The sequence below is a fragment of the Enterococcus sp. DIV0187 genome, assembly GCF_051713785.1.
In the GTDB taxonomy this organism is placed as follows: Bacteria; Bacillota; Bacilli; order Lactobacillales; family Enterococcaceae; genus Enterococcus_A; species Enterococcus_A avium.
Genome location: NZ_JBIOQO010000002.1, coordinates 556,094 through 579,322, shown reverse-complemented (window position 1 = coordinate 579,322; position 23,229 = coordinate 556,094). Strand labels below are relative to the sequence as shown.

Annotated in this window: 22 protein-coding genes; 18 read left to right on the top strand and 4 right to left on the bottom strand. The window is 40.6% G+C overall.

Features of this window, described 5'->3' with window-relative positions; genetic code table 11:
- Positions 1 to 264 precede the first annotated feature (264 nt).
- From tnpC to IGI52_RS22685, 3 genes are all read right to left on the bottom strand, one after another.
- The gene (tnpC, locus tag IGI52_RS22695; RefSeq protein ID WP_070557863.1) at positions 265 to 1,827 is read right to left on the bottom strand and encodes an IS66 family transposase; all 1,563 of its coding nucleotides are present in this window, start codon (positions 1,825 to 1,827) and stop codon (positions 265 to 267) included.
- Positions 1,828 to 1,976: 149 nt separating this feature from the next.
- On the bottom strand, positions 1,977 to 2,330 hold the full coding sequence (gene tnpB / locus IGI52_RS22690; RefSeq protein WP_070557861.1) for an IS66 family insertion sequence element accessory protein TnpB: 354 nt from the start codon (positions 2,328 to 2,330) through the stop codon (positions 1,977 to 1,979).
- A gap of 1 nt (position 2,331) precedes the next feature.
- Positions 2,332 to 2,517: a hypothetical protein gene (locus IGI52_RS22685; protein ID WP_070557862.1), complete on the bottom strand. Its 186-nt coding sequence runs from the start codon at positions 2,515 to 2,517 to the stop codon at positions 2,332 to 2,334.
- Between the two features lie 187 nt (positions 2,518 to 2,704).
- On the opposite strand from IGI52_RS22685, the gene IGI52_RS22680 reads away from it, so the two are divergent.
- The 7 genes from IGI52_RS22680 (at position 2,705) to IGI52_RS22650 (ending at position 13,663) form a co-directional block, all read left to right on the top strand.
- Complete coding sequence (locus IGI52_RS22680; RefSeq protein WP_438782469.1) at positions 2,705 to 4,300, top strand: type I restriction-modification system subunit M; 1,596 nt, start codon at positions 2,705 to 2,707, stop codon at positions 4,298 to 4,300.
- Positions 4,290 to 5,525, top strand: coding sequence for a restriction endonuclease subunit S (locus IGI52_RS22675; protein ID WP_438782468.1), 1,236 nt, complete (start codon positions 4,290 to 4,292; stop codon positions 5,523 to 5,525). The genes IGI52_RS22680 and IGI52_RS22675 overlap by 11 nt, the downstream gene beginning before the upstream one ends.
- A gap of 11 nt (positions 5,526 to 5,536) precedes the next feature.
- Positions 5,537 to 8,689, top strand: coding sequence for a type I restriction endonuclease subunit R (locus IGI52_RS22670; protein WP_438782694.1), 3,153 nt, complete (start codon positions 5,537 to 5,539; stop codon positions 8,687 to 8,689).
- Between the two features lie 13 nt (positions 8,690 to 8,702).
- Positions 8,703 to 9,659, top strand: a complete 957-nt coding sequence (locus IGI52_RS22665) for a restriction endonuclease (RefSeq protein ID WP_438782467.1) — start codon at positions 8,703 to 8,705, stop codon at positions 9,657 to 9,659.
- A 162-nt stretch (positions 9,660 to 9,821) separates the two neighbouring features.
- Positions 9,822 to 10,652 carry a BglG family transcription antiterminator LicT gene (licT, locus tag IGI52_RS22660; protein WP_102873233.1) on the top strand — a complete coding sequence of 277 codons (831 nt, stop codon included), beginning with the start codon at positions 9,822 to 9,824 and terminating at the stop codon, positions 10,650 to 10,652.
- Between the two features lie 101 nt (positions 10,653 to 10,753).
- Entirely contained in the window at positions 10,754 to 12,679 is a 1,926-nt protein-coding gene (locus tag IGI52_RS22655) for a beta-glucoside-specific PTS transporter subunit IIABC (protein WP_438782466.1), read from the top strand.
- A complete protein-coding gene (locus IGI52_RS22650) occupies positions 12,680 to 13,663 on the top strand; it encodes an ADP-ribosylglycohydrolase family protein (RefSeq protein ID WP_438782465.1) in 984 nt (327 codons plus the stop codon).
- 158 nt (positions 13,664 to 13,821) lie between these two features.
- Here IGI52_RS22650 and IGI52_RS22645 read toward each other — a convergent pair whose 3' ends face one another.
- On the bottom strand, positions 13,822 to 14,589 hold the full coding sequence (locus IGI52_RS22645; RefSeq protein ID WP_438782464.1) for a GntR family transcriptional regulator: 768 nt from the start codon (positions 14,587 to 14,589) through the stop codon (positions 13,822 to 13,824).
- 164 nt (positions 14,590 to 14,753) lie between these two features.
- On the opposite strand from IGI52_RS22645, the gene IGI52_RS22640 reads away from it, so the two are divergent.
- The 11 genes from IGI52_RS22640 to IGI52_RS22590 all read left to right on the top strand — a co-directional run bounded on the left by IGI52_RS22640 (position 14,754) and on the right by IGI52_RS22590 (position 23,225).
- Positions 14,754 to 15,557: an SDR family oxidoreductase gene (locus IGI52_RS22640; RefSeq protein ID WP_070505171.1), complete on the top strand. Its 804-nt coding sequence runs from the start codon at positions 14,754 to 14,756 to the stop codon at positions 15,555 to 15,557.
- A 13-nt stretch (positions 15,558 to 15,570) separates the two neighbouring features.
- Positions 15,571 to 15,981, top strand: a complete 411-nt coding sequence (locus tag IGI52_RS22635) for a PTS sugar transporter subunit IIA (RefSeq protein WP_438782463.1) — start codon at positions 15,571 to 15,573, stop codon at positions 15,979 to 15,981.
- Positions 15,978 to 16,469, top strand: coding sequence for a PTS system mannose/fructose/N-acetylgalactosamine-transporter subunit IIB (locus tag IGI52_RS22630; protein WP_048718614.1), 492 nt, complete (start codon positions 15,978 to 15,980; stop codon positions 16,467 to 16,469). The genes IGI52_RS22635 and IGI52_RS22630 overlap by 4 nt, the downstream gene beginning before the upstream one ends.
- Positions 16,470 to 16,473: 4 nt before the next feature.
- Positions 16,474 to 17,214 (top strand): PTS mannose/fructose/sorbose/N-acetylgalactosamine transporter subunit IIC, encoded by a 741-nt coding sequence (locus IGI52_RS22625; RefSeq protein ID WP_048718615.1) that lies wholly within the window; start codon positions 16,474 to 16,476, stop codon positions 17,212 to 17,214.
- 4 nt (positions 17,215 to 17,218) lie between these two features.
- Positions 17,219 to 18,034: a PTS system mannose/fructose/sorbose family transporter subunit IID gene (locus IGI52_RS22620; protein WP_438782462.1), complete on the top strand. Its 816-nt coding sequence runs from the start codon at positions 17,219 to 17,221 to the stop codon at positions 18,032 to 18,034.
- Between the two features lie 19 nt (positions 18,035 to 18,053).
- Positions 18,054 to 19,220 (top strand): mannitol-1-phosphate 5-dehydrogenase, encoded by a 1,167-nt coding sequence (locus IGI52_RS22615; RefSeq protein WP_438782461.1) that lies wholly within the window; start codon positions 18,054 to 18,056, stop codon positions 19,218 to 19,220.
- Positions 19,217 to 19,858, top strand: coding sequence for a dihydroxyacetone kinase subunit DhaL (dhaL, locus tag IGI52_RS22610; RefSeq protein WP_438782460.1), 642 nt, complete (start codon positions 19,217 to 19,219; stop codon positions 19,856 to 19,858). Before IGI52_RS22615 ends, dhaL begins: the two co-directional genes overlap by 4 nt.
- Before the next feature lie 36 nt (positions 19,859 to 19,894).
- Positions 19,895 to 20,890 carry a dihydroxyacetone kinase subunit DhaK gene (locus tag IGI52_RS22605; RefSeq protein ID WP_438782459.1) on the top strand — a complete coding sequence of 332 codons (996 nt, stop codon included), beginning with the start codon at positions 19,895 to 19,897 and terminating at the stop codon, positions 20,888 to 20,890.
- A 25-nt stretch (positions 20,891 to 20,915) separates the two neighbouring features.
- Complete coding sequence (gene hxlA / locus IGI52_RS22600) at positions 20,916 to 21,563, top strand: 3-hexulose-6-phosphate synthase (RefSeq protein ID WP_048718622.1); 648 nt, start codon at positions 20,916 to 20,918, stop codon at positions 21,561 to 21,563.
- A gap of 1 nt (position 21,564) precedes the next feature.
- Positions 21,565 to 22,125, top strand: coding sequence for a 6-phospho-3-hexuloisomerase (hxlB, locus tag IGI52_RS22595; protein ID WP_438782458.1), 561 nt, complete (start codon positions 21,565 to 21,567; stop codon positions 22,123 to 22,125).
- Positions 22,126 to 22,214: 89 nt separating this feature from the next.
- Positions 22,215 to 23,225: a dihydroxyacetone kinase subunit DhaK gene (locus tag IGI52_RS22590; protein WP_207486567.1), complete on the top strand. Its 1,011-nt coding sequence runs from the start codon at positions 22,215 to 22,217 to the stop codon at positions 23,223 to 23,225.
- The last annotated feature ends 4 nt before the right edge of the window (positions 23,226 to 23,229 follow it).

Genomic DNA, 23,229 nt, shown 5'->3' with positions numbered 1-23,229 from the left:
AAAAACTGAAAAATCAAATGAACAAACAAAATATTAAACCAGATTTTACAATTTCCAATTGGAGTGAAGTAACATCGATTGTAGAATGTATAAATAGTCAAAAGAAATTTGATTAATTAGTTTCTTATCATTGGAGGCGAAACGACTGAAAAATCGGTTCGTCTTTTTGTAATGTACTTTATCAACTTATTAACCATGATCCGTAAATGCCCAATCACCAAGTACCTACACACCAAATAACCTAAGCCCTATAATGGACTTAAGTTATTTGGTTGTTTTTGCGTACTGTTTGGCGCACGTTGCTTGTGCGAGAGGCTGCCAAGGCAAAAGCTCATCCAACGCTTCATTAGAAACATGCGCTAGATTAGGAATGCGATCAAATAGAAATTCCAAATAGCTCACTGGATTCAGCCCATTTACTTCAGCTGTTCGATACACGCTTAGAATGATTCCCGAAGTTCGAGCACCTTCCAAACTGCACGAATGCATAGAATTCTTGCGACCGATTACCAGCTCTTTTATCTGGCGCTCTGCTAAGTTATTACTAAGTTCCAAGCGTCCATCCTCAAAAATCCGCTCAAATCCTCCACGCAACTTTAGCGCATACTTGACCGCTGTATCTAGTTTGGATTTTGGAACTGCTGTAAAGGAGCCCAGCCATTCATAGAAATTGATGAATAGAGGGGTTAAATAATCCCGGCGTTTTTTCTGCCGATCTTCAACGGATAAGTCGACCCACTCTCGTTCCAATTGGAACCAGATATCGATCATTTTGACAGCGATCCAAGCAGGCGTTTCCTCGTTTTTATTGTTCTTTGGAAGAGCTTCAAAAAACTTCCGACGTGCATGAGCCAAACAATAAACGAGTGTGACATTTTCCACCGCGTTATAGCCTGCGTAACCATCACAATGCAGATACCCGTTGAAATCTGCTAGAAATTGCTTTGGCACTTCGCCAGCTCGCGATACTGCGTGATGGTAATATACGATTGGATGTGTACTATGCTTTCCTGTGCTGAATAGCCAGTAATGCGTGTCTTTCTTGCCCTTCTCAATGACCCGATACGTGGTTTCATCGGCGTGAAGGATTTCCTCTTGGGTTAAATGACTTTTTAATCGTTGGGCTAAACTGTCTAAGGCGTTATGACAAACTTTGATATGCCAGTTGGTGATGTTATCTCGGGAAATATCCAGACCCAATGTTTCTTGCCAATAACTTTCCTGCCGATTGGCAGGTACTTTTTGACCAAACTTCAATCGGATGGTTTCGGCAATCACGCTGTTTGACCCTAAACTATTGGAAACGACAGGTCTTGGAACAGGAGCTTTTTTATAGGAAGAAACATCTGCCTTTTCGCATTCTTTGCAACAATACGTATGTTGGTAATGAACGAGCCGATCTAACATGGCTTGATGGAAAAGCACCTCTTCGCGAATCTTGGTTGTGCCAATGTCGGTCATTTGAGTGCCGCATTGGTCACAGATTCGTTGCTCAGTTGACAATTCATGGTGTCTTTCTTTTAAGGGAAGATAGGCGATCTTCGCCGCTTTTTGACCGATTTTTCTTTTGTGTCCTTTTACCATTGTTTCTTGTCCTTCTTCTGTTTGGGGAACGGCCTTACTATCTTCAACCTCATCAGAAAATAGGTTTAACTGACCAGTCACTTGTGAATCCAGTGTTTCTTTGGAACGACCAAAAAAACGATCCGTAAAATAGCTCAATTTCTCATTGAGAAGATGAACCTCTTGGTTCAATGCTTGATTCGCATGCTGGAGTTCTTTGATTGTTTCTGTCTGAGATTCAAGGAGTTGAAGTAGGATATTCACATCTACTTCGACGTTATTGTTAGAAGAAGAATTTGTTTGTAAGGACAAGAAATTCACCACCATTTTCATTGTTACTACTGTTATTATTATACCATTTAGACGCATCAAAAAACAGAGAAAACCGCATAAAATCAACGATTTCACTCTGTTTAAAAGAATCCTTTTGTCCCAGCCTTGATTGCTTTGGGTTGGTGAATACTTAATCCCTCAAGTAGCCAGTGAATCTGTTGCACAGACAGTTGGCGAACTTCTTCCTTTTTTCTCGGCCATTGCAGTCGACCGTTTTCAATTCGTTTGTATCCCAGAAAAAAGCCATCGTTATGCCAGTAGAGCAATTTAAATCGATCACAGCGATTGCCGCAAAAAAGAAAGATGGCATCTTCGTAAACATCCAGCTCATAGTCTTGTTGGATAATCCTAGCAAGTCCGTCAATTCCTTTGCGAAGATCTGTCTTACCAGTTACGAGAAAGATTTTTTCTACTTTGGTAAAATCGAGAAACATCTTATCCCAACTCCTTAAGGATCGCCGAGAGGATATAGCTGTTTACGCCATTATAGATCAAAACTTCAGAACCATCCTTCTGACGGATACGCAGGGCAATTTTTGCGGTACTGTTTTTTCTCTGATCACGAGCCGTTCTCGATTGATCGTGAAGTTGAATAGGAACGATATCATTTATGTTTTTCAAAAAAACACCTCCGTTTCACTTGATAGCTCAAGTATAGATGAAGGTGGAAATATTTTATAGGTACCGATTTATTAGGCATTTACCATGATCCATTAGTTTTCATTTTACCAATGAGTTTGTTAACCCAAAATGGTAGAATAATAAAGTACGCAAATAATTGAATTTTATTTAAAAAGGGAGTATATAAATGGGCGCAGAATTAAATCAACGTTTATTTAGTGCGGCGGATAATCTTCGCAGCAAAATGGATGCATCAGAATATAAAAACTATCTACTAGGATTGATTTTCTACAAATACCTTTCTGATAAATTATTACAACAAGTTGTGCTATTAGCCGACGAATCATTAGAGAAATATGATACACCAGAAAAGCAGACAACTCTGTATAAAGAGCTATTGTCTGATGAAGATTCCAAAGAAGATTTGATTGCAACAATCGTTGACACCTTGGGTTACGATATTGATCCAATGTATTTATTCAATGTATTAGCAGATCAAGCAAAACAAAATATTTTTCAATTAAATGATCTAAACAAATCCTTTGTGGATTTGTCTTCAAAATATGACCAGTTCAATGGCTTATTTGACGATGTGGATTTGCAGTCGAAAAAACTAGGTTCAGATGACCAACAACGTAATGTAACGATTACTGATGTTTTGAAGAAATTAAACGATGTGGATGTGATAGGACACGACGGAGACGTTATCGGGGATGCCTATGAATTTCTAATCAGTCAGTTCGCCTCAGAAGCTGGAAAAAAGGCAGGGGAATTCTATACGCCTAGCATGGTATCAGATATGATGGCGCAAATTGTTACTATCGATCAAAAAGACAAAAAGCTATTTAGCGTGTTTGACCCAACGATGGGTTCTGGGTCACTAATGCTAAATGTACGTAAATATTTAACTTATCCAGAAAATGTAAAATTTCATGGACAAGAATTGAATACAACAACGTTTAATTTAGCGAAGATGAACTTGATCTTACATGGCGTTGATTCGGAAGATATGAGCTTACGTAATGGGGATACATTGAACAAAGATTGGCCGACAGATGAACCGTATACTTTTGATTCAGTTGTAATGAATCCACCGTATTCAGCAAAATGGTCAGCAGATACTTCATTTTTAGATGATTCTCGGTTTAATCGCTATGGAAAATTAGCACCAAAATCAAAAGCCGATTTTGCTTTCTTATTACATGGTTACTATCACTTAAAAGAAACTGGAACAATGGCGATCGTCTTGCCTCATGGGGTATTGTTCCGTGGTGCAGCAGAAGGTACGATTCGTCAGAAATTATTGGAAGATGGTAGTATTTACGCAGTCATCGGCATGCCAGCTAATCTATTTTTTGGGACTTCAATTCCAACCACTGTAATTATCTTGAAGAAAAACCGAACGACGCGCGATGTCCTATTTATTGATGCTAGCAGTGATTTTATTAAGGGGAAGAATCAAAATAAACTCTCTAAAGAAAATATTGAGAAAATCGTTTCAGCTTTTATTGAACGAAAAGATATTGAAAAATTTGCTCATTTAGCAAGTTTTGATGAAATCAAAGAAAATGACTACAACTTAAACATCCCACGCTATGTTGATACTTTTGAAGATGAAAAGCCTGTTGACATGGTTAGTGTTGGAAAAGAGATCAAGAAGATTCGTGAAGAAAAACAAGAGTTAGAAAAGAGTTTGTTTGAAACAATTTCTACTTTAAAGACCGGTCCAGAAAACGAGGAATGGTTAAAAAGTGCATTAGAGGTGTTCGAATATGAGAAATGAAAAGCAGCCGGAGGTAAGATTTTGGGGATTTGAAGAAGAATGGAAACAGCGTAAGGTTGGAGAGTTTCTTAAAGAAAGTAGGATCAAAGGCTCTAATGGCAGCATAGCAAAAAAATTAACTGTGAAGCTTTGGAGGAAGGGGATTATTCCTAAAGAAGAAGCGTATCAGGGAAGTACAGCTACTCAGTATTATGTTCGGAAATCAGGTCAGTTCATGTATGGAAAATTAGATTTTCTTAATCAGGCATTTGGTATTGTTCCAAAAGAATTAGATGGTTTTGAATCCACATTGGACTCTCCAGCATTTGATATTAGTAATGGAATGGACTCCAAATTTTTTTTAGAGTTTGTATCACTTGAAAAATTTTATAAATATCAAGGAAATTTAGCTAATGGTTCGAGAAAAGCAAAACGGATTCATCCAGAAACTTTCTATGAAATGCCCATTCCTTTACCAAGTTTTGAAGAACAGAAAAAAATAGGCGTACTATTAGAAGAAATTGATGAATCCATCGCTCTTCATCAGCAAGAACTCACTACGCTAAAACAAACGAAAAAAGGTTTTTTGCAAAAAATGTTTCCAAAAGAAGGAGAGAAGGTACCAGAAGTACGTTTTCCAAGTTTTACTGACAATTGGGAATATCATACGTTAGGTGAGACCCTTGAAGATTTGAAAAGTGGTCTTTCAAGAATGCTCTCAAATGAAGACATTGGTTTACCTGTTGTTAGAGCAAATAATATTAATGAAGGTCAGCTTAACATGGAAAAAGACGTCAAGTTTTGGTATGCTGATGATCCTCAAGGAGCAAATACCGAGAATTATTTTATTTACAAAAAAGACATTTTAATTAACTTTATTAATAGCGAAGCAAAAATGGGAACAACGACGATTGTTGAAACGGAGCCAAAAAGAAATACCATCTATACAACAAACATTCTTAGAGCACGAACTAAAGAAAACTATGATGCATATTTTTGGTTAGCACTTACACAAACTTATCGTTACAAGTTGGATATAAAGACAATAACAAAACCCGCAGTAAACCAAGCAAGTTTTACAACAGTTGATTTTAAAAAACTAATGTATAAATTTCCTAGTTGTAGTGAACAAAAAATAATCGGTAATTTCTTCAAACAACTGGATGACACGATCATTCTCCACCAACGTGAACTTGAACTTCTTCAACTAACCAAAAAAGCATTCTTACAGAAACTATTTGTCTAGGAGGTGTCATGATGAAAATTCCTCATCGAGAAGAAGTAGAAGTGGAACGTCATTTAATTGATGTCCTAGGTGAAGGTCATAATCAGTGGACGTATCGTTCTGAGTTGAAATCCGAAGATGATCTTTGGCGAAATTTACGTCAGAAAGTTGTTCAGAATAATTTATCTGAAATTGGCGAACATCCGCTTACGGATAAAGAGTTTGAAACGATTAAGACGGAAATTTTATTGCGGACTCAGACGCCTTTTGATGCGGCGAAATGGTTAAAGGGTGAGAATGGCATTGCTCGGATTACGATTGAGCGTGAACAAGCTAGTTTAGGTTCAATTTCACCAATAATTTACTCCAATCAAGATATTGGTGGCGGACTCTCTACATATGAAGTAGTGAATCAAATTGCGAAGCAAGGCAGTAGTGCAGATGCGCGAGATCGTCGTTTCGATGTAACATTGTTAATTAATGGGTTACCGATTGTTCAGATTGAATTGAAACAAACGACAGCCAAAGATGGTGTATATCAAGCCTTCAATCAAATCAAGAAGTATGCGGAAGAAGGGATGTTCCGAAATAACATTTTTTCGACACTGCAATTATTTGTGATTTCGAATGAACAAACGACCCGTTATTTTGCTAACGCGATGCCGAAAGATATGCATAAGAAATTCCTATTCAGTTGGCGGACAACAGATAATAAAAAAGTTGAGAACTTATATGAGTTTTGTAAACAAGTACTGAATATTCCCAAAGCGCATCGGTTAATTGCAGATTACACGATTGTCAGTGAGGATCAAGATAACAAAGTATTGATGGTACTTCATCCCTATCAGATACATGCAATTGAGGCATTGTTTACCGCGGCGAATAAACATCAATCGGGGTATGTTTGGCATGCGACAGGTTCAGGAAAAACACTGACGAGTTTTGTTTCAACAAAACTATTGGCTCGAAAAACTGGGATCGATCGTACAATTATGCTAGTTGATAGAAAAGATTTAGATAGTCAGACTACTAGCGAATTTACCAAATTTGCTTCTGAATATAATACAGGTATCTCTTCTGGAAATGCCAAATCGAATAGCTTGATTGTTGGAACAGGTAGTGCGAAAGAACTAGGCGATACGCTCTTAGCCGATGCCAATGCGAATGTCGTGATTGTGACGACGCGTCAAAAATTAGATGCTGCGTTGAAATATGCTAAGAAACAAGAAGAAAAGAACGGAACAAATCGTTATAAAAAATTGATGGGACAACATATTGTTTTTGTTGTTGATGAATGTCATCGCGCATTAAGTGCTGAAAATATGGAAGAAATCAAGGGTTTCTTCCCACAATCGACTTGGTTTGGTTTTACCGGTACACCGATTTTTGAAGTGAATAAAAAGCAAGCAAAAGGACAATTAGCACGGACAACGACTGATCAATATGGCGAGGTACTACACACTTACACCATCAAAAATGCTCTAGAAGATGGTTCTGTATTAGGGTTTCAGGTAGAACATGAAAATACGATCGAAACGACTTCACTGGATAATAAGGTTCACAACGAATTAAGTAAAGTTGAAAAGTACATGGATTATTCTCCTGAACAAATCAATCTAATCGTTGATAATATGAATCCAATAAAAAAAGAAAGTTACATTGAACCAGTGATTTATGAAAATGATGAGCACATTCAAAAAGTTATTCATAAAATTTTCCGTCCAAATAATGCGTATACGAAATTTGATTTTCGAAATGGTCGTCCAACAAAATCAGCCATTCTAACAACAAGTTCCATTCAGATGGCGAAAAAATATTATCGAGCAATTAAGGAAATGACAAAAGACTCGGATTGGATGAAACGAGAGTTTCCGAACCAACCGATTCGCGAAGGTCGGACAATGGATGATCCAGAATTTCCACGAATAGCCATCACGTATTCCTTAGATGAAAATACGGATAATGCCAAAGAACAACAAGCTGAAATGCAAGGAATTATCAGTGAGTATAATGCTTATTACGGTACTGCTTGGAATTTAGCGGAGATTGAACGGTATAATGGCGATATTAATAATCGTTTAGCTAGAAAAAAGGCAGAGTTTAAACAGTTCGGCAGGCACATTGATTTAGTCATTGTGGTAGATCGGTTGTTAACCGGATTTGATGCACCGACAATTCAGACGTTATTCGTTGATCGGAATTTGGAATATGCTGGCTTGATTCAAGCATTTTCTCGTACCAATCGAACCTATCCAGAAAAGACGAAAGGGTTGATTGTGACCTTTAGAAAACCCAACACGATGGAAAAGAATGTCGAAGATGCAACCATACTTTATTCTAAATCTAATGAAGAATCTTCTCTAATCTATCCAACGTATAACGAATCAAAAAAACGTTTCAAAAAAGCCTATCGAAAGCTACAAGAATTCACGATTGTGCCTGGAATTAGTGAAGATACACCATTAGAGACACGTGTGGATTATGTCAAAGCCTTTCAGGAAATGAATAACTCTTACGAAGCGTTGGTTACTTATGATGAGTACAATGAGGATATCGTAAGTTCGGACGCTCTGAAGAATCAAGTTTCTATTTTGGAAGAACAAGTAGGTGTCTATCAGACTGTTAAAGGATCATTGATGGAGGAACCACCTGTCGGAGTTGATTCGCCTGATTTTTCAACAATCGAATTTTACAGTGACAATTCGATCAAATTATACGATATTGACTCTTCATACATTGACCAACTTTTGGGAACCTATGCTGCGAATAGCCCAGACGTTCGTGAAGAAATTGAAAAAGCTTTGAAAAAATTAAACAAGACAGAGTGTGTCAAAGACGTGTATCGGCAGATTTTGAATGCATTTGATGAAGATCAAATTGAGCCAAATGAAGATATTTTTGTGGTAAAACGTCATTACTTTACTCAAGCGATAGATCAAATTGTTGGTCAATTTGCTGAAGAATGGTTTGTCTCAGGCGATGAACTTCAATCATCAAGAGTACAATATATCATCGGTGAAGATCAGATTCCAAATAAAAAAGGTATTATTGAAAGTAAGAACTTTGAAGGGTATAAATTGCTACATCCAGATGCTAAGCCATTCAAATATCCACAAGAGATGAAACGTGCATGGCGGGGAGTTCTTGATGAAGAATTGATACCATTGGAAGATGAGTTGAGATAGGGAGTTGTAGTCTATGAATAGAGATTGGCAAAAGTTGAAGAAATCAGCGAATGGTATTCCTACAAATGATTCCTTGCTACCTTATGTCTTGGAAGCCATAAAAGATGGCGGTGAATTCCATAAAAAGTCAATTATCAAACGTGTAGTAAAGTTTCTTCAAATTCCTGAAGATTTATTAGAAGAAAATTATCCAGATACTCCACATAAAGACAGTATTTTGATTGATCGATTTGGATGGGCATTAAGTAGTCTGTACATTTCTGGCTTAGTTCAAAGACCAAGACGTGGTGTTTATAGGATTACTGAATCTGGACTTGCTATGTTAGATAAGCATGGAGATAAACTTACTAAGAAAATGTTAGAAGAATTGCCTGCTTTTAAAGAATATAAAAAAGAGTTGGACATTCGAAATGAGCGGATTGGAAACAAGATTTCTATTCCAGAAGCAGACGAAAAAGAGATTCAGGTGGAGAGTATCATAAATAATCAAAATAATGAGGTAGCCATTGAACTTTTGAACAAAGTTCGTCAGGTTGAGCCTTCATTTTTTGAGAAGTTAGTTGTTGATCTACTTGTAGCAATGGGATATAGCGGTAAAAATGGAGACGCCAAAGTGACCACTCAGAGTAACGATGGTGGAATCGACGGGATTATTAATCAAGATCCATTGGGAACGAGCACTGTTTACATTCAGGCAAAACGATATAAGGATGGAAATACAGTAGGACGTCCAGCGATACAATCTTTTTACGGTGCATTAGCAGGTGTAAATGCTGATCGTGGAGTGTTTATTACCACTTCTAGTTTTGCTAAAGGTGCGCAAGAGTTTGCTAAAAGCCAAGGAATTGTCTTGATTGACGGAATTAAGCTAACTGATCTTATGATGCAATATGGTGTCGGTATTGAAGTAGCGAAGGTCTACAAACAATTTCGAATCGATAGTGATTATTTTGAAGAGGATATGATTTAATTTATCCTACTAAAAGCTGTTAGAATGACGAGTATCGTTCATTTTAACAGCTTTTTTCAATGGTTTTGATACCCTATTTCATCTTATCTCTCCTTGACTTTCCCCAAAGAACCCGTATCATAGCTTATGAAAGTTTGCTGAGGCGGAGGATGGGGAGAGAGCTTGCTGAGAATTAAGAAGATTTTTAACAACAATGTGGTCTTGGTGATTGATACGAAGGGTCTGGAGCGGATCTTGATCGGCAGAGGGATCGCCTTTCGGAAACGGGTTGGCGAGACGGTTGAGAAGGATAAGATCGAAAAGACGTTCGTGGTGGATTCTCCGAATGTGGCGGATCGGTTTGTGCAATTGATCGAAGAAGTCCCGATCAATCGGCTGGAGATGGTGACGGTGATCGTCAAGGCTGCGGAAGCGGAGCTGGAGCGGACGTTTGATGGGAATACCTATATTGGGTTGGCGGATCACATTAATTATGCGGTGAATCGGTTTCGGAATGGTGAAACGATTCAAAATGCCTTGTTATTGGAGATCAAGAAGTTTTATCCGAAGGAATTTGCGGCGGGCATGAAGGCGCTGGAGCAGATCAGTTATTATGAGGGGATCGAGCTGAATGAGGATGAGGCGGGGTTTATCGCGCTTCACTTTATTAATGGCGGTTTGAACAATGATACGGCTCAGACGTTATTGACGACGGAGATGCTGCAGAAGGTGGTCTTGATCGTTGAGGATGGTTTAGGGATTGAGCTGGATACGGAATCGCTGAATTATGTTCGTTTCGTTACCCACTTGAAATTCTTTATTCAACGTGTCATAATAAATGAACCGAGACAGGAAGCGGTGCCGGAGATGTATGAACAGGTGGTTCAGTTTTATCCGAAGGCGACGGAAAGTGTCGGGATCATTAAGCAATATTTACAAGAGAAGCTGGCTTGTCGGATTTATCCGGAGGAGGAGATGTACTTGATTCTCCATGTCCAGCGGCTAATTAAATAAACGGGATTGTAACTGATTATGCAGGCAACACCCAAGCAAGGGATGAAGAGTCTCTTGTTTGAGTGTTGCCTTTTTTATATGCCAAAAAAGGGGGAAGCAACATGGATAAGTATCAAAGCTTGGTGTCATTTATTTTGGAAAAGGTCGGGGGAAAGGAAAATGTGTTAAGCGTCACGCATTGTATGACGCGACTGCGTTTTACCTTGAAGGATGATTCGTTGGTCCAGCGTGAGGAAGTGGTGAAATCGCCGGATGTCATGAGTGCGCAATTTGCCAGCGGACGGTTTCAAGTAGTTGTCGGGACAAATGTGGCGGATATTTTTCAAGTGGTTCAAGAACAGCTGAATGGAAAAACAGTTGCGGCTGAAGAAGAGAAAAAGGGGTTAGTCAGTACGTTAGTTGACACGATTACCAAAGTGATCACGCCAGTTTTAGGAATTTTAACGGCTTCTGGTTTGCTGCAGGGGATTTTGGCTTTATTGACGGCGACGAATGTTTTGTCAGTTAACGATGGCGCGTATATTATTTTGCACGCGATGGGGCAGGCGGTCTTTTACTTTTTACCTGTCACACTAGGCTACACGAGTGCGAAGGCCTTCAAGATGAACCCGTTTGTGGGGATGATGCTTGGAGCTACGCTGCTGATTCCGGAGTTGATGACAGGTCTGACGAGCGGCGATGCGCTGTATACGTTGTTCAAGGGGACGCTGTTCCAGACACCGGTCTTTAACACCTTCTTTGGGATTCCGATTCTGTTTCCGGCGAATGGCTATCAATACACCGTCATTCCCATCATCTTTATCGTCTATGTTGGTTCAAAGGTAGAAAAATGGCTGAAAAAGGTCGTGCCAGCAGTGATTGCTCACAACGTGAATTCGTTCTTAACAATCCTGATCACGGTTCCTTTAGCAATTTTGGTGGTTGGTCCGGTGACGAATGTTCTTAGCTCATTGATCAGTGCAGGCGTATCAGGGTTATATGGCATTTCACCTGTTGTGACTTCGTTAGTCGTAGCGTTGCTCTATCAACCATTGGTTATTTTTGGGTTGCATTGGCCGATTTCAGCGATCGGGATTACAAACTTGGCGCAATCGGGCGTGGATTACATTTTCCCAATGTCCTTTACTGCCAACTTTGCGCAAACTGCCGTTGTATTGGCGGTCTTTTTACGGACGCGCTCGAAGGATCAAAAGGCCTTGGCGATTCCAGTGATGGTATCGGGCTTGTTCTGTATCATTGAACCGGCGATCTACGGCTTTAGTTTACCTGTCAAGAAACGCTTTGCCTTCTCAATGCTTGGCGGTGCGGTGGGGTCATTAATCTTAGCGCTGACCTCGACAAAAATGTACGCGATGTCCTTTGGGATTCTAGGCTTTGCGGCGTTTATCGATCCAAAAAGCGGCAGTATGAATGGCGTCATCATCGCAGTTATTGCCTCAATCGCGACCGCGGCGGTGCCGTTCGTGTTAACCTATATGACCTTTAAAAAAGAAGAAGATATCGTCGATCCAGAAGAAAAAAGTCTCGTAAAATCTGAAGTGTTGGTTTCACCATTAACAGGAGAAATTAAGCCGATCGAACAGGCGGCTGATCCAAGCTTTGCGTCAAAAGCATTAGGCAGCGGCTTTGTGATTGTTCCAGAAAAGGGCGAGGTGGTTTCACCAGTCACTGGTACGGTAGAAACTGTTTTTCCAAGCGGGCACGCCATTGGAATAGTTAGCGACACAGGAATTGAAGTATTGATCCATATCGGGATTGATACGGTGGAATTAGAAGGCCGAGGTTTTAAACCATTGGTAGAAAAAGGACAATCTGTTGTTCAATGTGAGAAAATTCTAGAAGTAGATTTGGAAAAGGTTGCTGAAGCGGGTTATTCGATTGAGTCCTTTGTGACGGTTACGAATTCTGATCAATTTCTAGATGTGCTTAGTCAGCAGGAAGGGCATGTGAAGCTCAACGACAAGGTCATGACCGTTATTCCTTTCAACAATCAAGCAGAAGCAATCAACTTAGCGGAGGTAAATTAAGTGAGAGAAAAGATTTGGGGCGTACTCGCCGCCGGTGCATTAGGTGATGCGATGGGGATGCCGACAGAATGCTGGTCACAGGAAAAAATCCGTCAGAATTTTCCTGATGGCGTAACCGAATTAATCGCATCCAACGAAAACGATGTCTTTGGACGAAAATTAGCGGCAGGAGCGATCACCGATGATACGCTAAACGTGCTGATGATCCTATCCATGATCAAGAAAAACTACGGGCAGATTCGGGTGGCGGACTATGTTGCGGAGCTGCGGGAATGGAACGACAATTCAGGTGTTTCCGCCTTTGTTTCTGGTCCATCAACGTTGAAAGCTTTGGATAAAATCGCTCAAGGCGTGCCGATCGAAGAGACGGGTGTCACAGGAACAACCAACGGGGCATCTATGAAAATTGCTCCGATTGGATTGATTAGCGATTACCGTGACTTGCCGACACTAGTAAAAAATGTTGCGGAAATCTGCCTACCAACCCATAACACCAAAATCGCCATCGCCGGCGCAAGTGCGGTGGCAGCCGCGATCAGCTACACAGTTCGCGGGGGACATTCAATCGAAAAAATCTGGTCCGTGGCTTTTGACGCGATTAATGCCGCCAAAGAATACGGACACGATTTTCCAGCGGCTTCCCTGACCTTCCGCATGAATCAGGCACGCAAGATCCTGCGTCAGGAAGCCGACGAAGCCGTCATCCTAAAACGACTATACGAAGAAATCGGGACCGGCATGGAAACCATCGAAACCATCCCAAGCGCCTTTGTCATCGTCGAATTAGCCAAAGGCGATCCATTAAAAGCCGCCCAACTAAGCGCCTCTCTGGGCTGGGATACCGACACGATCGGCGCTATCAGTGCTGCGATCTGCGGTGGGATGAATCCCCAGCTGCCAAAGGAAATGATCCTGCAGATCGAAGAAGTTAATCAGTTGGATTTTGAGGAATTGACTGAGGAAGTTGCTCCGTTTGTGAAGTAGGGATAATTTCGTATTTGTTCTGTTCAATCCAGTTGGAGTTGCATGTTGAATTCCTAAATAAGATAGCGACCGAAATTCCACGAGGAGAACTTCGGTCGCTCTTTTTGTGTATTTTAAATAACCTACTCAATAAACACATCTTCTAAGATTAAAGCGTCCTACTTTTTAAACGTAACCTTAAATGTAGAAATTAATCCCTTATCACGAGCGATAGAATATTCGATCGGATTATCCGAACTGTCGAAGGTGACGGTTTCTACTAGCTGTAGCGCGTCATTTTTTCTTATGTTCAAAACCTTAGCATCTTCACTGGAACAATTGATTGCTGTAAATTTTTTTTCAGCATAAGAAATATCAATATGATAAGTTTCACGCAAAATATCAAATAAAGAAATCTTTGAAAAGTCAAACTTATCTAAATTTGATGCGACAGAAGTAGGAACATAGGTAGTAACTATTTCTGAGGGTTGGTTTTCGACAAAACGTAATCGTTCTAAATGATAAAAATGAGTATATTTATCTTTAAAAATGCGGCGAACAATCTCGTCACTCTCTACGATTTCAATCGATAATACCTCCGTACTTGTAGAAAATTGTTTCTTTTGAGCGACATCATTGAAGCTACGTAATTCTGAAACATCCCAAGAAAATACCTCTCTTTTTTTTACAAATGTTCCTTTACCACGCCTTCTTTCAAGGAGTCCATCATTCACTAGCTGCTCTACAGCTTGCCGAATAGTAGTACGACTCACGTTATATTGATCTATTAGAGCGATTTCTGAAGGCAGTGCCTCTCCTTCTATATAGACTTCCTCTTTAATTTTCTTTTCAATGTCCTCTTTTACCTGAAAATATAAGGGAAGAGGACTACTTTTATCTATTGCTTCCATATCGTTATCCTTTCTTCGTATTACTACATTAATCATGACATCATTACAACTTAAGATAATATCAAAATTTACTGTTAAAGGCAAAATTATTTAAAGTAATCTAAAAGAAAGCGTTGACAAATGAATCTTTTTCTCTATAATACACAGTATAACGATGTAGTGACGTAATGATGTCTCTACAAGTAGTGAGGAGGAAAATTATGAGTGGAAACTGGCTTGATTTGTCGCAAAAGGTAATTGTAGTTACTGGAGGTAGTATGGGGATCGGTGAGAATATTGTTCGTAATTTATTAGATAACGGAGCAAAAGTAGTCATCGCTGATCTTGTGGAGAATGAGGAACAGACCTTAAATGATAGCGTTCTATTTGTGCCCTGTGATATTACGAAAAAGACTGATGCGGAGAAATGTATTGAGATGGCAGTAGAAAAATTTGGACGTATCGATGGGCTGGTCAATAATGCCGGGGCCAATCGTCCGAATCTTTTGGTGGATTATTATCATCAGGATTCTAGACGTGAAATGAGCGAAGAGGAATTAGATATCATGTATCAGGTTAATCAAAAAGGGCTCTTTTTAATTTCTCAAGCAGCGGCGCGTGAAATGGTAAGACAAAAAAGCGGTGTGATTGTCAATATTTCTTCTGAGGCTGGAATGGAGGGCTCTAAGGGTCAAAGCGGGTATTCTGCTACTAAAGGAGCGGTGAATTCTTTCACACTTTCTTGGGCCAAGGAACTGGGGCAATTTAATATTCGAGTGATCGGAGTAGCGCCAGGCATCAATGAACCGACTCCTATGGGGAATCAAAAGCACATGGAAAAGCTGGCTTATACGCGTGGGATTCAATCAGGCGAGATCAAAGGCGATTACACAAAGATCATTCCTTTAGGTAGAATCGGAAGGCTTCAAGAAGTGGCTGATCTTGTCAGCTACCTACAATCGGATCATTCATCGTACATTACAGGTACGATCATTAATGTCACTGGAGGAAAATCACGAGGATAGAAGGGAAATGAAGATGAGAACAGCGATTGTATTAATGACACACGGCAGCTTTGGGAAGGAACTGATTGCTTCGGGAGAACTTATTTTAGGCGAGTTGAAGGATGTCTTTTCGATTTCGTTAGAGGCTGAAAAAGAACCAATGGAATTAAAGTCAGAATTGGAAACGCTTTTACAGTCTGATTTCGATCAGTATATTCTTCTTGCTGATTTGTTTGGAGGAACTCCTTGTAATGTTGCAGCACGGTTTTCTTTAGAAGACAACGTGATTGTCTTATCCGGTGTGAATCTGCCAATGCTGATTGAGGCGGAGATGGCAAGAATGCAGGGAAGTTATGACGGATTAGAAGAGAAGCTTATGAAGAGTGCGAGGGAAGGAATCAAGGATGTAAAAAAAATCATGAAAGAAAGGAAGGCAGAGAGATGATGGAGGGAATTCGATTAGTACGGATTGATTTTCGATTGATTCACGGTCAGGTTATTACGAAATGGAGCAAGCTGACCGATGTGAAATCGATAGTCGTTGTCAATGATGAATTAGCGGCCGATGAATTTATGGCGGACATCTATGTGATAGCAGCTCCACCAGGGATGCAGGTGGATGTGATCTCAAAGGATCAGTTCGTTCAAGGAGTGAAGGATGGGAAATTTGATTCCGGAAAAATTCTTGTATTGTTTAAAAATATAGAGGATGTCCGTGAGGTAGTTGAGAAGGGAGTGGCATTTAAGCAGGTACAGGTTGGCGGACTAGGCAGCGGTAATGGCAGAACATCCGTTGTTAAAGGAATCTCTGTTGATAAGACAGACATTGCCAATTTAACTTTTGTCCAAGAACAAGGTGCTGAGGTAACGTTCCAGGTTACACCGGAGGAACCAAAATTAAGCTTAGAAAAAGCAAGTAAGAAAGTGGGTTGAGAGTATGTTAGGGGTTAGTATTTTTACAGGTATTTATTATTGGATCATGAAAACTGACGTTGGGTATGGTATCACACACGCAATACGGCAGCCTTTGTTTTCTGCACTTTTTATTGGGATCATTATGGGCGATTTGAGGCAGGCAATCATCATCGGTGCTGCGGTCCAAATTCTCTATATTGGACTGGTGGCAGCTGGATCGAATTTACCAGCGGATGATTGCTTGGCTGGCTTAATTGCTATTCCAATCGCTCTTCATTCTGGCTTATCGACGGAGCTGGCGATTGCGATCGCTGTACCTGTGGGTGTGATGGGTGTCTTTATTGATCAGCTGAGAAAGACATTGAATGTAACGTTCGTTCACATGGCTGACCGTTATGCCGAAGAAGGAAACACTAGACAAATTATGCTGTGTAATAATGTTTATCCGACGATTTTGAACTTGATTCTTCGTTTTCCGATTCCATTTTTAGCTAATTACTATGGTGCGGATGCTGTGAACAGCTTTATGGAAAGCGTTCCTGAATGGTTAACACATGGCTTCTCTGTAGCTGGCGGATTATTACCAGCATTAGGATTTGCGTTAACAATGTTCGTTATAGGAAAAAAAGAACTGCTGCCATGGTTCTTCATTGGCTATTTCTTAATTCAATTCAGCGGTATTCCCGTGTTGGGTGCGGCGATCTTCGGTTTATGCGCAATTTTACTAATTAATATGTATCAAAAAGCAAGTGTGGAGGGGTAAAAAAATGGAAGAAAAATTAATCTCTGAAAAAGATGTTAGAAATGCTTGGCTTCGCTATTACATGTTTTGTGAAGTTGGAATTTCCTATGAACGACTTCAAGCTCTTAGCTTTTGCTATTCATTGATTCCAATCTTCAAAAAAATCTATCCAGATAAGGAGGATATGAAGGCGGCTTTACAGCGTCATTTAGTTTTTTATAATACAGAGGCTGTATTTGGATCACCCATCAATGGAATCGTTATTGCACTGGAGGAACAAAAGGCGAATGGCGAGCCGATCGAAGATGATGCGATTACTGGTTTGAAGACTGGATTGATGGGTCCGTTAGCTGGGGTAGGCGATTCGATCGATTGGGCGACATTAAAACCGATTATTTTTGCATTAGGAGCCAGCTTGTCAGCCAGCGGGAATGCCATTGGCGCGTTTGTTCTTCTTCTGCTTCCAATTATTCAAATCGCAATCGGTACAAAACTGTCTGTTTACGGTTATAAGATGGGACGTGCATCGATTCGTGAAATTTTGAGTTCAGGACGAATTAAGGAATTAATTAATGCTGCTAGTACTCTAGGACTCTTTATGATGGGCGCACTTTCCTCAAACTATGTTGCGTTAAGCTCGCCGTTGAAATTTACGTTCGGAAAAGGCAACGAACCCTTCGTTGTGCAAAATATCATTGATAGTATTGTCCCTGGGCTACTTCCGCTTCTTGCTGTATTAGGCATCTATTGGTGGTTGAATAAGAAAAATCAAAATATGGTTGCGATCATGCTGATTATTTTGGCGATTTCATTAATTGGAGCAATCACTGGCATACTTTAATAAAGAGAGGTAAGCGACAATGAAGGCAATACATTTTGGTGCAGGTAGCATTGGCAGAGGATTCATCGCTGATTTGCTTCATGATTCTGGCTATGAGATTACGTTGGTAGATGTCAACGAACAGCTGAATCATCAGATTAATCAGACTCATTCGTATCATCTATATGTAATCGAAGAGCATTATCAAGAAAAAACGATCGACCGAGTAAAAGCTTTATCCCCGATTAAAGAGACAGAACAAGTGATTCAAGAGATCGTCTCGGCAGATATTCTTACGACCGCTGTATGGGCAGACAACCTGTCAAAAGTAGCACCGACGATTTCTGAAGGCTTATATCAACGCTTCTTACTATCAAAGAAAAGAATCAATGTTTTGGCTTGTGAGAATGCTATGTTCAACAGTGAAATCTTGAAAAAAGAGATCCTGAAGTTGGGACAGTTGACCGAGGAACAGCTAGAGCAGGTCGCGACCTTTCCGAATACCGCTGTGGATCGAATGGTACTGGAGGATGAGCGAAATGGAGAAAAGGTGATCAACATTGGTGTGGACTTTGAGTTAGCAATTGAACGCAATAAATTGGTCGATCCTACGAGCTTACCGATTAAGGGTGCAGAATATACGGATAACTTGGTGAAATACATTGAGCGTAAGCTTTATATCATCAATTGCGGCCATGCTTGGTCTGGATATGTTGGGGCGATCAAAGGTTATAAGGTAATGTCAGATATCTTTGCTGATGAACAACTAGTAGAGGCTACTCGAGAAGTAATGGGTGAATCTGCCAGCTTATTAATAAAAAAATACGGCTTCGCGAAAGAGGATTTGGAAAGCTATATTGATTTTGCGATTCGACGCTTTCAAACACCAGGCGTAGTCGACACGGTTGCTCGTGTCTGCCGCTCGCCGATTCGCAAGCTGGAGCCGAATGAACGACTAGTCGGACCTGTCAATCAATGTGAAAAAAATCAATTGACAAATGATCGCCTGCTGGAAGGTATTGCGGCGGTATTCCTTTTTGACAATCCTGACGATCAGCAGTCGAGAGAGTTGTTAGTCTACGTTGAGAAAAATGGAATTTCTGCTGCGATTACTCGCTACACTGAACTGATGCCAGAAGGATCAATGCATCAAAAAGTCGTACAAAAATATAAACAGCTACAAAAGCAAAAAGGAGAACTTCGATGAAAGAATCGTTTACGAATGAAGCTGGAGTGTCTGTAGTCGAAAAGGTCATCGAGACAATCAAATCGAATCGGGAGTATCTGAGCGAAGTCGATAGTGTTGGCGGTGATGGAGATCACGGCATCAATATGAATAAGGGCTTCACCATGGCAGAAAAGGAAATCGAGGGTCAGGCTCAATTCAACATGAGTGAAGGGTTCAAAATCATTAGCGGAGTGTTAGTCAATAAAATCGGCGGATCGATGGGGCCTTTATATGGAAGTTTTTTTCGCGGATTAAGTGTGGCCTCGAGAAAAGAAACAGAAATCACAAAAGAGGTCTTCGGTGTGATGCTAGAGAAGGCCTATCAAAATATCGCTATGCTAACAGAGGCGAAGATCGGGGATAAAACCTTGATGGATGTGCTGATACCAGCAGTAGAGACATATAAATCACAATTGGTAGAAAATAGCTTTGCGGATTGCTTGGAGGAAATGCTTAAGGATGCAGAGGTTAGACTGGAATCAACGAAGCAGATGTCCACCAAAGTTGGTCGAGCAAGTCGGATCGGGAACCGCTCTATTGGTCATCAGGACGCTGGAGCGACCTCATGCTATTTGATATTAGAAGCATTAGCAGATGGAATCAAAGAGCTACTATAAAGGAAAAGAAAAAGGAGAAGAAAAGGAGGAGATTTTGTGCAGCGTTTTGTGAACGATCCGGATTATGTTGTTGAGGACATGTTGAAGGGGTTTGTTTTGGCTAATCCTGAGGTTGAACTAGCCAAGGCCAATGATCATGTTGTTATGAAAAAGGAAAAGCGGAATGGAAAAGTCGGGGTGATTACAGGCGGAGGCAGTGGTCATGAGCCAGCTTTTCTAGGCTACACGGGGGAGGGGCTGCTGGATGCGGTAGCGATTGGCGAGGTATTTGCTTCTCCACCAGCTCAAGCTTTCTATGATGCAATGCTTGAAGCAGATACGGAGGCAGGTGTCGCCTGTTTATTCGGTAATTATGCTGGAGACAACATGAATGTAAAAATGGCAATTCAAATGGCAGAAGATGATGATATTGAAGTCAAGTACGTAGTTGCCACAGATGATGTCGCATCTTCGCCAAAAGAAACGAAGGAAAAACGTCATGGTATCGCCGGTGGTTACTTCATGTGGAAGGTCGGTGGTGCAAAAGCAGCAGCTGGTGCTAGTTTAGATGAAGTAATCGCTGTTGCTCAAAAGGTTGTTGATCGTACCCGCAGTATCTGTGTCGGTCTGGAGCCGTGTGTGATTCCTGCTGTCGGTAAACCTAATTTTGAAATTGAAGCAGGAATGATGGAGTTTGGGATTGGTCATCATGGAGAAACAGGAATTCGTAAAGAAGAACTGAAAAATGCAGATGCCATCGCAGAAGAAATGGTGGGGACACTATTAGAAGATTTCGCCTTTGAAGATGAGCGGGAGTTTTCCGTCATGTTGTCTGGATTAGGCAGTACGATGTTGATGGAGCAGTATATCCTGATAGGAAAAGTCTTGGAAATATTGAAGGAAGAAGGCCATAACATTCATAAGGTCTATGTTGGAAACTTTGTAACATCGTTGGATATGTCTGGGGCTTCATTGACGTTGGTTGACTTAGATGAAGAAATTAAGGATTTGCTGGATGTGACAGGGAATCCTGTGGGAATGAAAAATTACTAAAGAATACAGTTGAGGAGCGTAAGAAATGAAATTACAGTTAGCATTGGACGAACACAAGTTAGAGGATGCATTAGATTTTGCGGAGCAGGTAGCTGATTATGTAGACATTATTGAGATTGGAACTCCTTTTGTCATTGATTCGGGTATGGAGGCAGTACGCCGCTTCAAAGAAAAGTTTCCTGAAAAAGAAATTTTATCGGACGAAAAAATCATGGATGGCGGTTATTATGAGTCTCAGTTGGGATTTGAAGCAGGAGCAGAATATGTTACGGCATTAGGTGTTAGTGATTTAGTAACAATCAAAGGCTGTATTAAGGCAGCAGATGATTTCAAGAAGCAAACCGTTGTAGACATGATCTGCGTAGAGGATATGCCGAAACGAATTGAGGAATTAGAAGAGATTGGAGCTCATGTTTTGGCTGTTCATACCGGCGCAGATGTGCAGGTATTAGGACGTACACCTTTAGATGATCTGAAGGTGATGACCAAACACGCAAAAAAGGCAAAAATCGCCGTCGCAGGTGGAATCAATAGTAAAACAATCCAGAAATATGTGGAATTAGATCCAGATATTATTATTGTCGGAACGGGAATCACACGAGCAGAAAATCCAGTCGAGGAAGCACGCTTAATTAAAGAAGCGATCAATGAACATATGAAGGCAGGAAAATAAAATGGTTGAATGTAAAAACTTGCTGGCGATCATTGAAGAGCTGGCTCAGGATGCAAAACAAGTCGACAATAATCAATTAGCGAAAATCGAAGAGCTGATCCTACAGGCGAAGCGGGTGTTTATTGTTGGTGCTGGCCGTTCCGGCTTTGCTGCTCGGGCTTTTTCGAACCGCCTGATGCATTTAGGCTTTGATTCAAATTTTGTGGGGGAACCAACGACGCCTTCTATTAGGAAAGGTGATCTGTTAATCATCGGTTCTGGATCTGGGAAAACGGAAAGTTTGTTCACAATGGCGAAAAAGGCAAAAAGTGAAGGTGCGTTGTTGGCGACGGTTACGATCCACCCTGAAAATACGATCGGTTCGATGGCTGATGCCTATATTCGAATTCCAGGAATTTCCTCTCGCGAAGAAGCAGTAGAAAAAGCGCCATCTGTTCAACCAAATGGTTCTTCTTTTGAACAATTATCATGGTTGGTCTATGACAGCATGATCGTTGATTTGAAAAAAGCAACGAAACAGGAACAGGCAGATATGGATTACCGTCACGCAAATATGGAATAAATATCTTAATACAGTGATCGGTTTAAAAAGCTCGGTCACTGTTTTTCGCTTTATCAATAAATATCTTAGGAAGGAGACAGCAAAAGACTATGAAAAAAATCATTAATGCTCCTGAGAACTATGTTACAGAAATGCTGGAAGGAATCTATGCTGCGCATGCGGATATGGTCACATATACTGGTGATGATCTGCATTGTTACGTGTCCAAAGTCAAAAAAGCAGGAAAGGTCGGCCTTGCAACGGGAGGAGGTTCGGGACATCTGCCCTTATTTTTAGGTTATGTTGGCGAAGGAATGTTGGATGGCTGCACGATTGGAGATGTTTTCCAATCCCCTAGTCCAGAGCAAATGTATAACGTTACTAAAGAAATCGATTCGGGATCAGGCGTTTTATACATTTATGGTAACTATAATGGGGATATTTTCAACTTCGACATGGCAGCAGAAATGGCGGACTTTGAGGATGCGATCGAAGTGAAGAGTGTGGTGGCTGGAGATGATGTCGCAACAGAAAAATCGGCTTCTCCAGACGAAAAAAATAAACGTCGAGGTGTCGCGGGAATTTTCTTTGTTTACAAATGTGCTGGAGCAGCGGCGGAGGCGATGTTAAGTCTTAATGAAGTGAAACGCGTGGCTGAGAAGGCAGCAGCTAATGTTCGCACAATGGGAGTTGCTCTCACTCCATGTATTGTTCCGCGTGTCGGAAAAGCCGGCTTTACGATTGGAGAAAATGAAATGGAAATTGGTATGGGAATTCACGGAGAAACAGGATTTCGTCGTGGTCCGTTGGAACCCGCCGATAAAATTGTTGATGAACTGTTGGATAAAATCTTAACAGATATCCCTTATGTTCAAGGGGACGTGGTAGCGGTTTTAGTCAATGGACTAGGTGCGACTCCGTTAGACGAACAATACATTGTCGTTCGCAGAATAAGCGAAAAACTAAAAGAGTCCGGTGTAGTTGTTTATAAATATTATGTGGGCGAATATGCAACATCTTTAGAAATGGCTGGTTTTTCTATTTCATTACTGAAATTGGATGATGAATTAAAAAATTATATCGATATGCCGGTAAACACACCATTCTTTAAACAAGTCTGAAAGT

What these genes read in the sequence shown, in the direction of transcription:
- hxlA (WP_048718622.1), top strand. Translation starts at nt 20,916, where the DNA reads ATGAAATTACAGTTAGCATTGGACGAACACAAGTTAGAGGATGCATTA.
- IGI52_RS22635 (WP_438782463.1), top strand. Translation starts at nt 15,571, where the DNA reads ATGAGAACAGCGATTGTATTAATGACACACGGCAGCTTTGGGAAGGAA.
- IGI52_RS22675 (WP_438782468.1), top strand. Translation starts at nt 4,290, where the DNA reads ATGAGAAATGAAAAGCAGCCGGAGGTAAGATTTTGGGGATTTGAAGAA.
- IGI52_RS22655 (WP_438782466.1), top strand. Translation starts at nt 10,754, where the DNA reads ATGGATAAGTATCAAAGCTTGGTGTCATTTATTTTGGAAAAGGTCGGG.
- tnpB (WP_070557861.1), bottom strand. Translation starts at nt 2,330, where the DNA reads ATGTTTCTCGATTTTACCAAAGTAGAAAAAATCTTTCTCGTAACTGGT.
- IGI52_RS22670 (WP_438782694.1), top strand. Translation starts at nt 5,537, where the DNA reads ATGAAAATTCCTCATCGAGAAGAAGTAGAAGTGGAACGTCATTTAATT.
- hxlB (WP_438782458.1), top strand. Translation starts at nt 21,565, where the DNA reads ATGGTTGAATGTAAAAACTTGCTGGCGATCATTGAAGAGCTGGCTCAG.
- IGI52_RS22620 (WP_438782462.1), top strand. Translation starts at nt 17,219, where the DNA reads ATGGAAGAAAAATTAATCTCTGAAAAAGATGTTAGAAATGCTTGGCTT.
- IGI52_RS22645 (WP_438782464.1), bottom strand. Translation starts at nt 14,589, where the DNA reads ATGATTAATGTAGTAATACGAAGAAAGGATAACGATATGGAAGCAATA.
- IGI52_RS22590 (WP_207486567.1), top strand. Translation starts at nt 22,215, where the DNA reads ATGAAAAAAATCATTAATGCTCCTGAGAACTATGTTACAGAAATGCTG.
- IGI52_RS22630 (WP_048718614.1), top strand. Translation starts at nt 15,978, where the DNA reads ATGATGGAGGGAATTCGATTAGTACGGATTGATTTTCGATTGATTCAC.
- IGI52_RS22640 (WP_070505171.1), top strand. Translation starts at nt 14,754, where the DNA reads ATGAGTGGAAACTGGCTTGATTTGTCGCAAAAGGTAATTGTAGTTACT.
- IGI52_RS22615 (WP_438782461.1), top strand. Translation starts at nt 18,054, where the DNA reads ATGAAGGCAATACATTTTGGTGCAGGTAGCATTGGCAGAGGATTCATC.
- IGI52_RS22625 (WP_048718615.1), top strand. Translation starts at nt 16,474, where the DNA reads ATGTTAGGGGTTAGTATTTTTACAGGTATTTATTATTGGATCATGAAA.
- IGI52_RS22665 (WP_438782467.1), top strand. Translation starts at nt 8,703, where the DNA reads ATGAATAGAGATTGGCAAAAGTTGAAGAAATCAGCGAATGGTATTCCT.
- dhaL (WP_438782460.1), top strand. Translation starts at nt 19,217, where the DNA reads ATGAAAGAATCGTTTACGAATGAAGCTGGAGTGTCTGTAGTCGAAAAG.
- IGI52_RS22680 (WP_438782469.1), top strand. Translation starts at nt 2,705, where the DNA reads ATGGGCGCAGAATTAAATCAACGTTTATTTAGTGCGGCGGATAATCTT.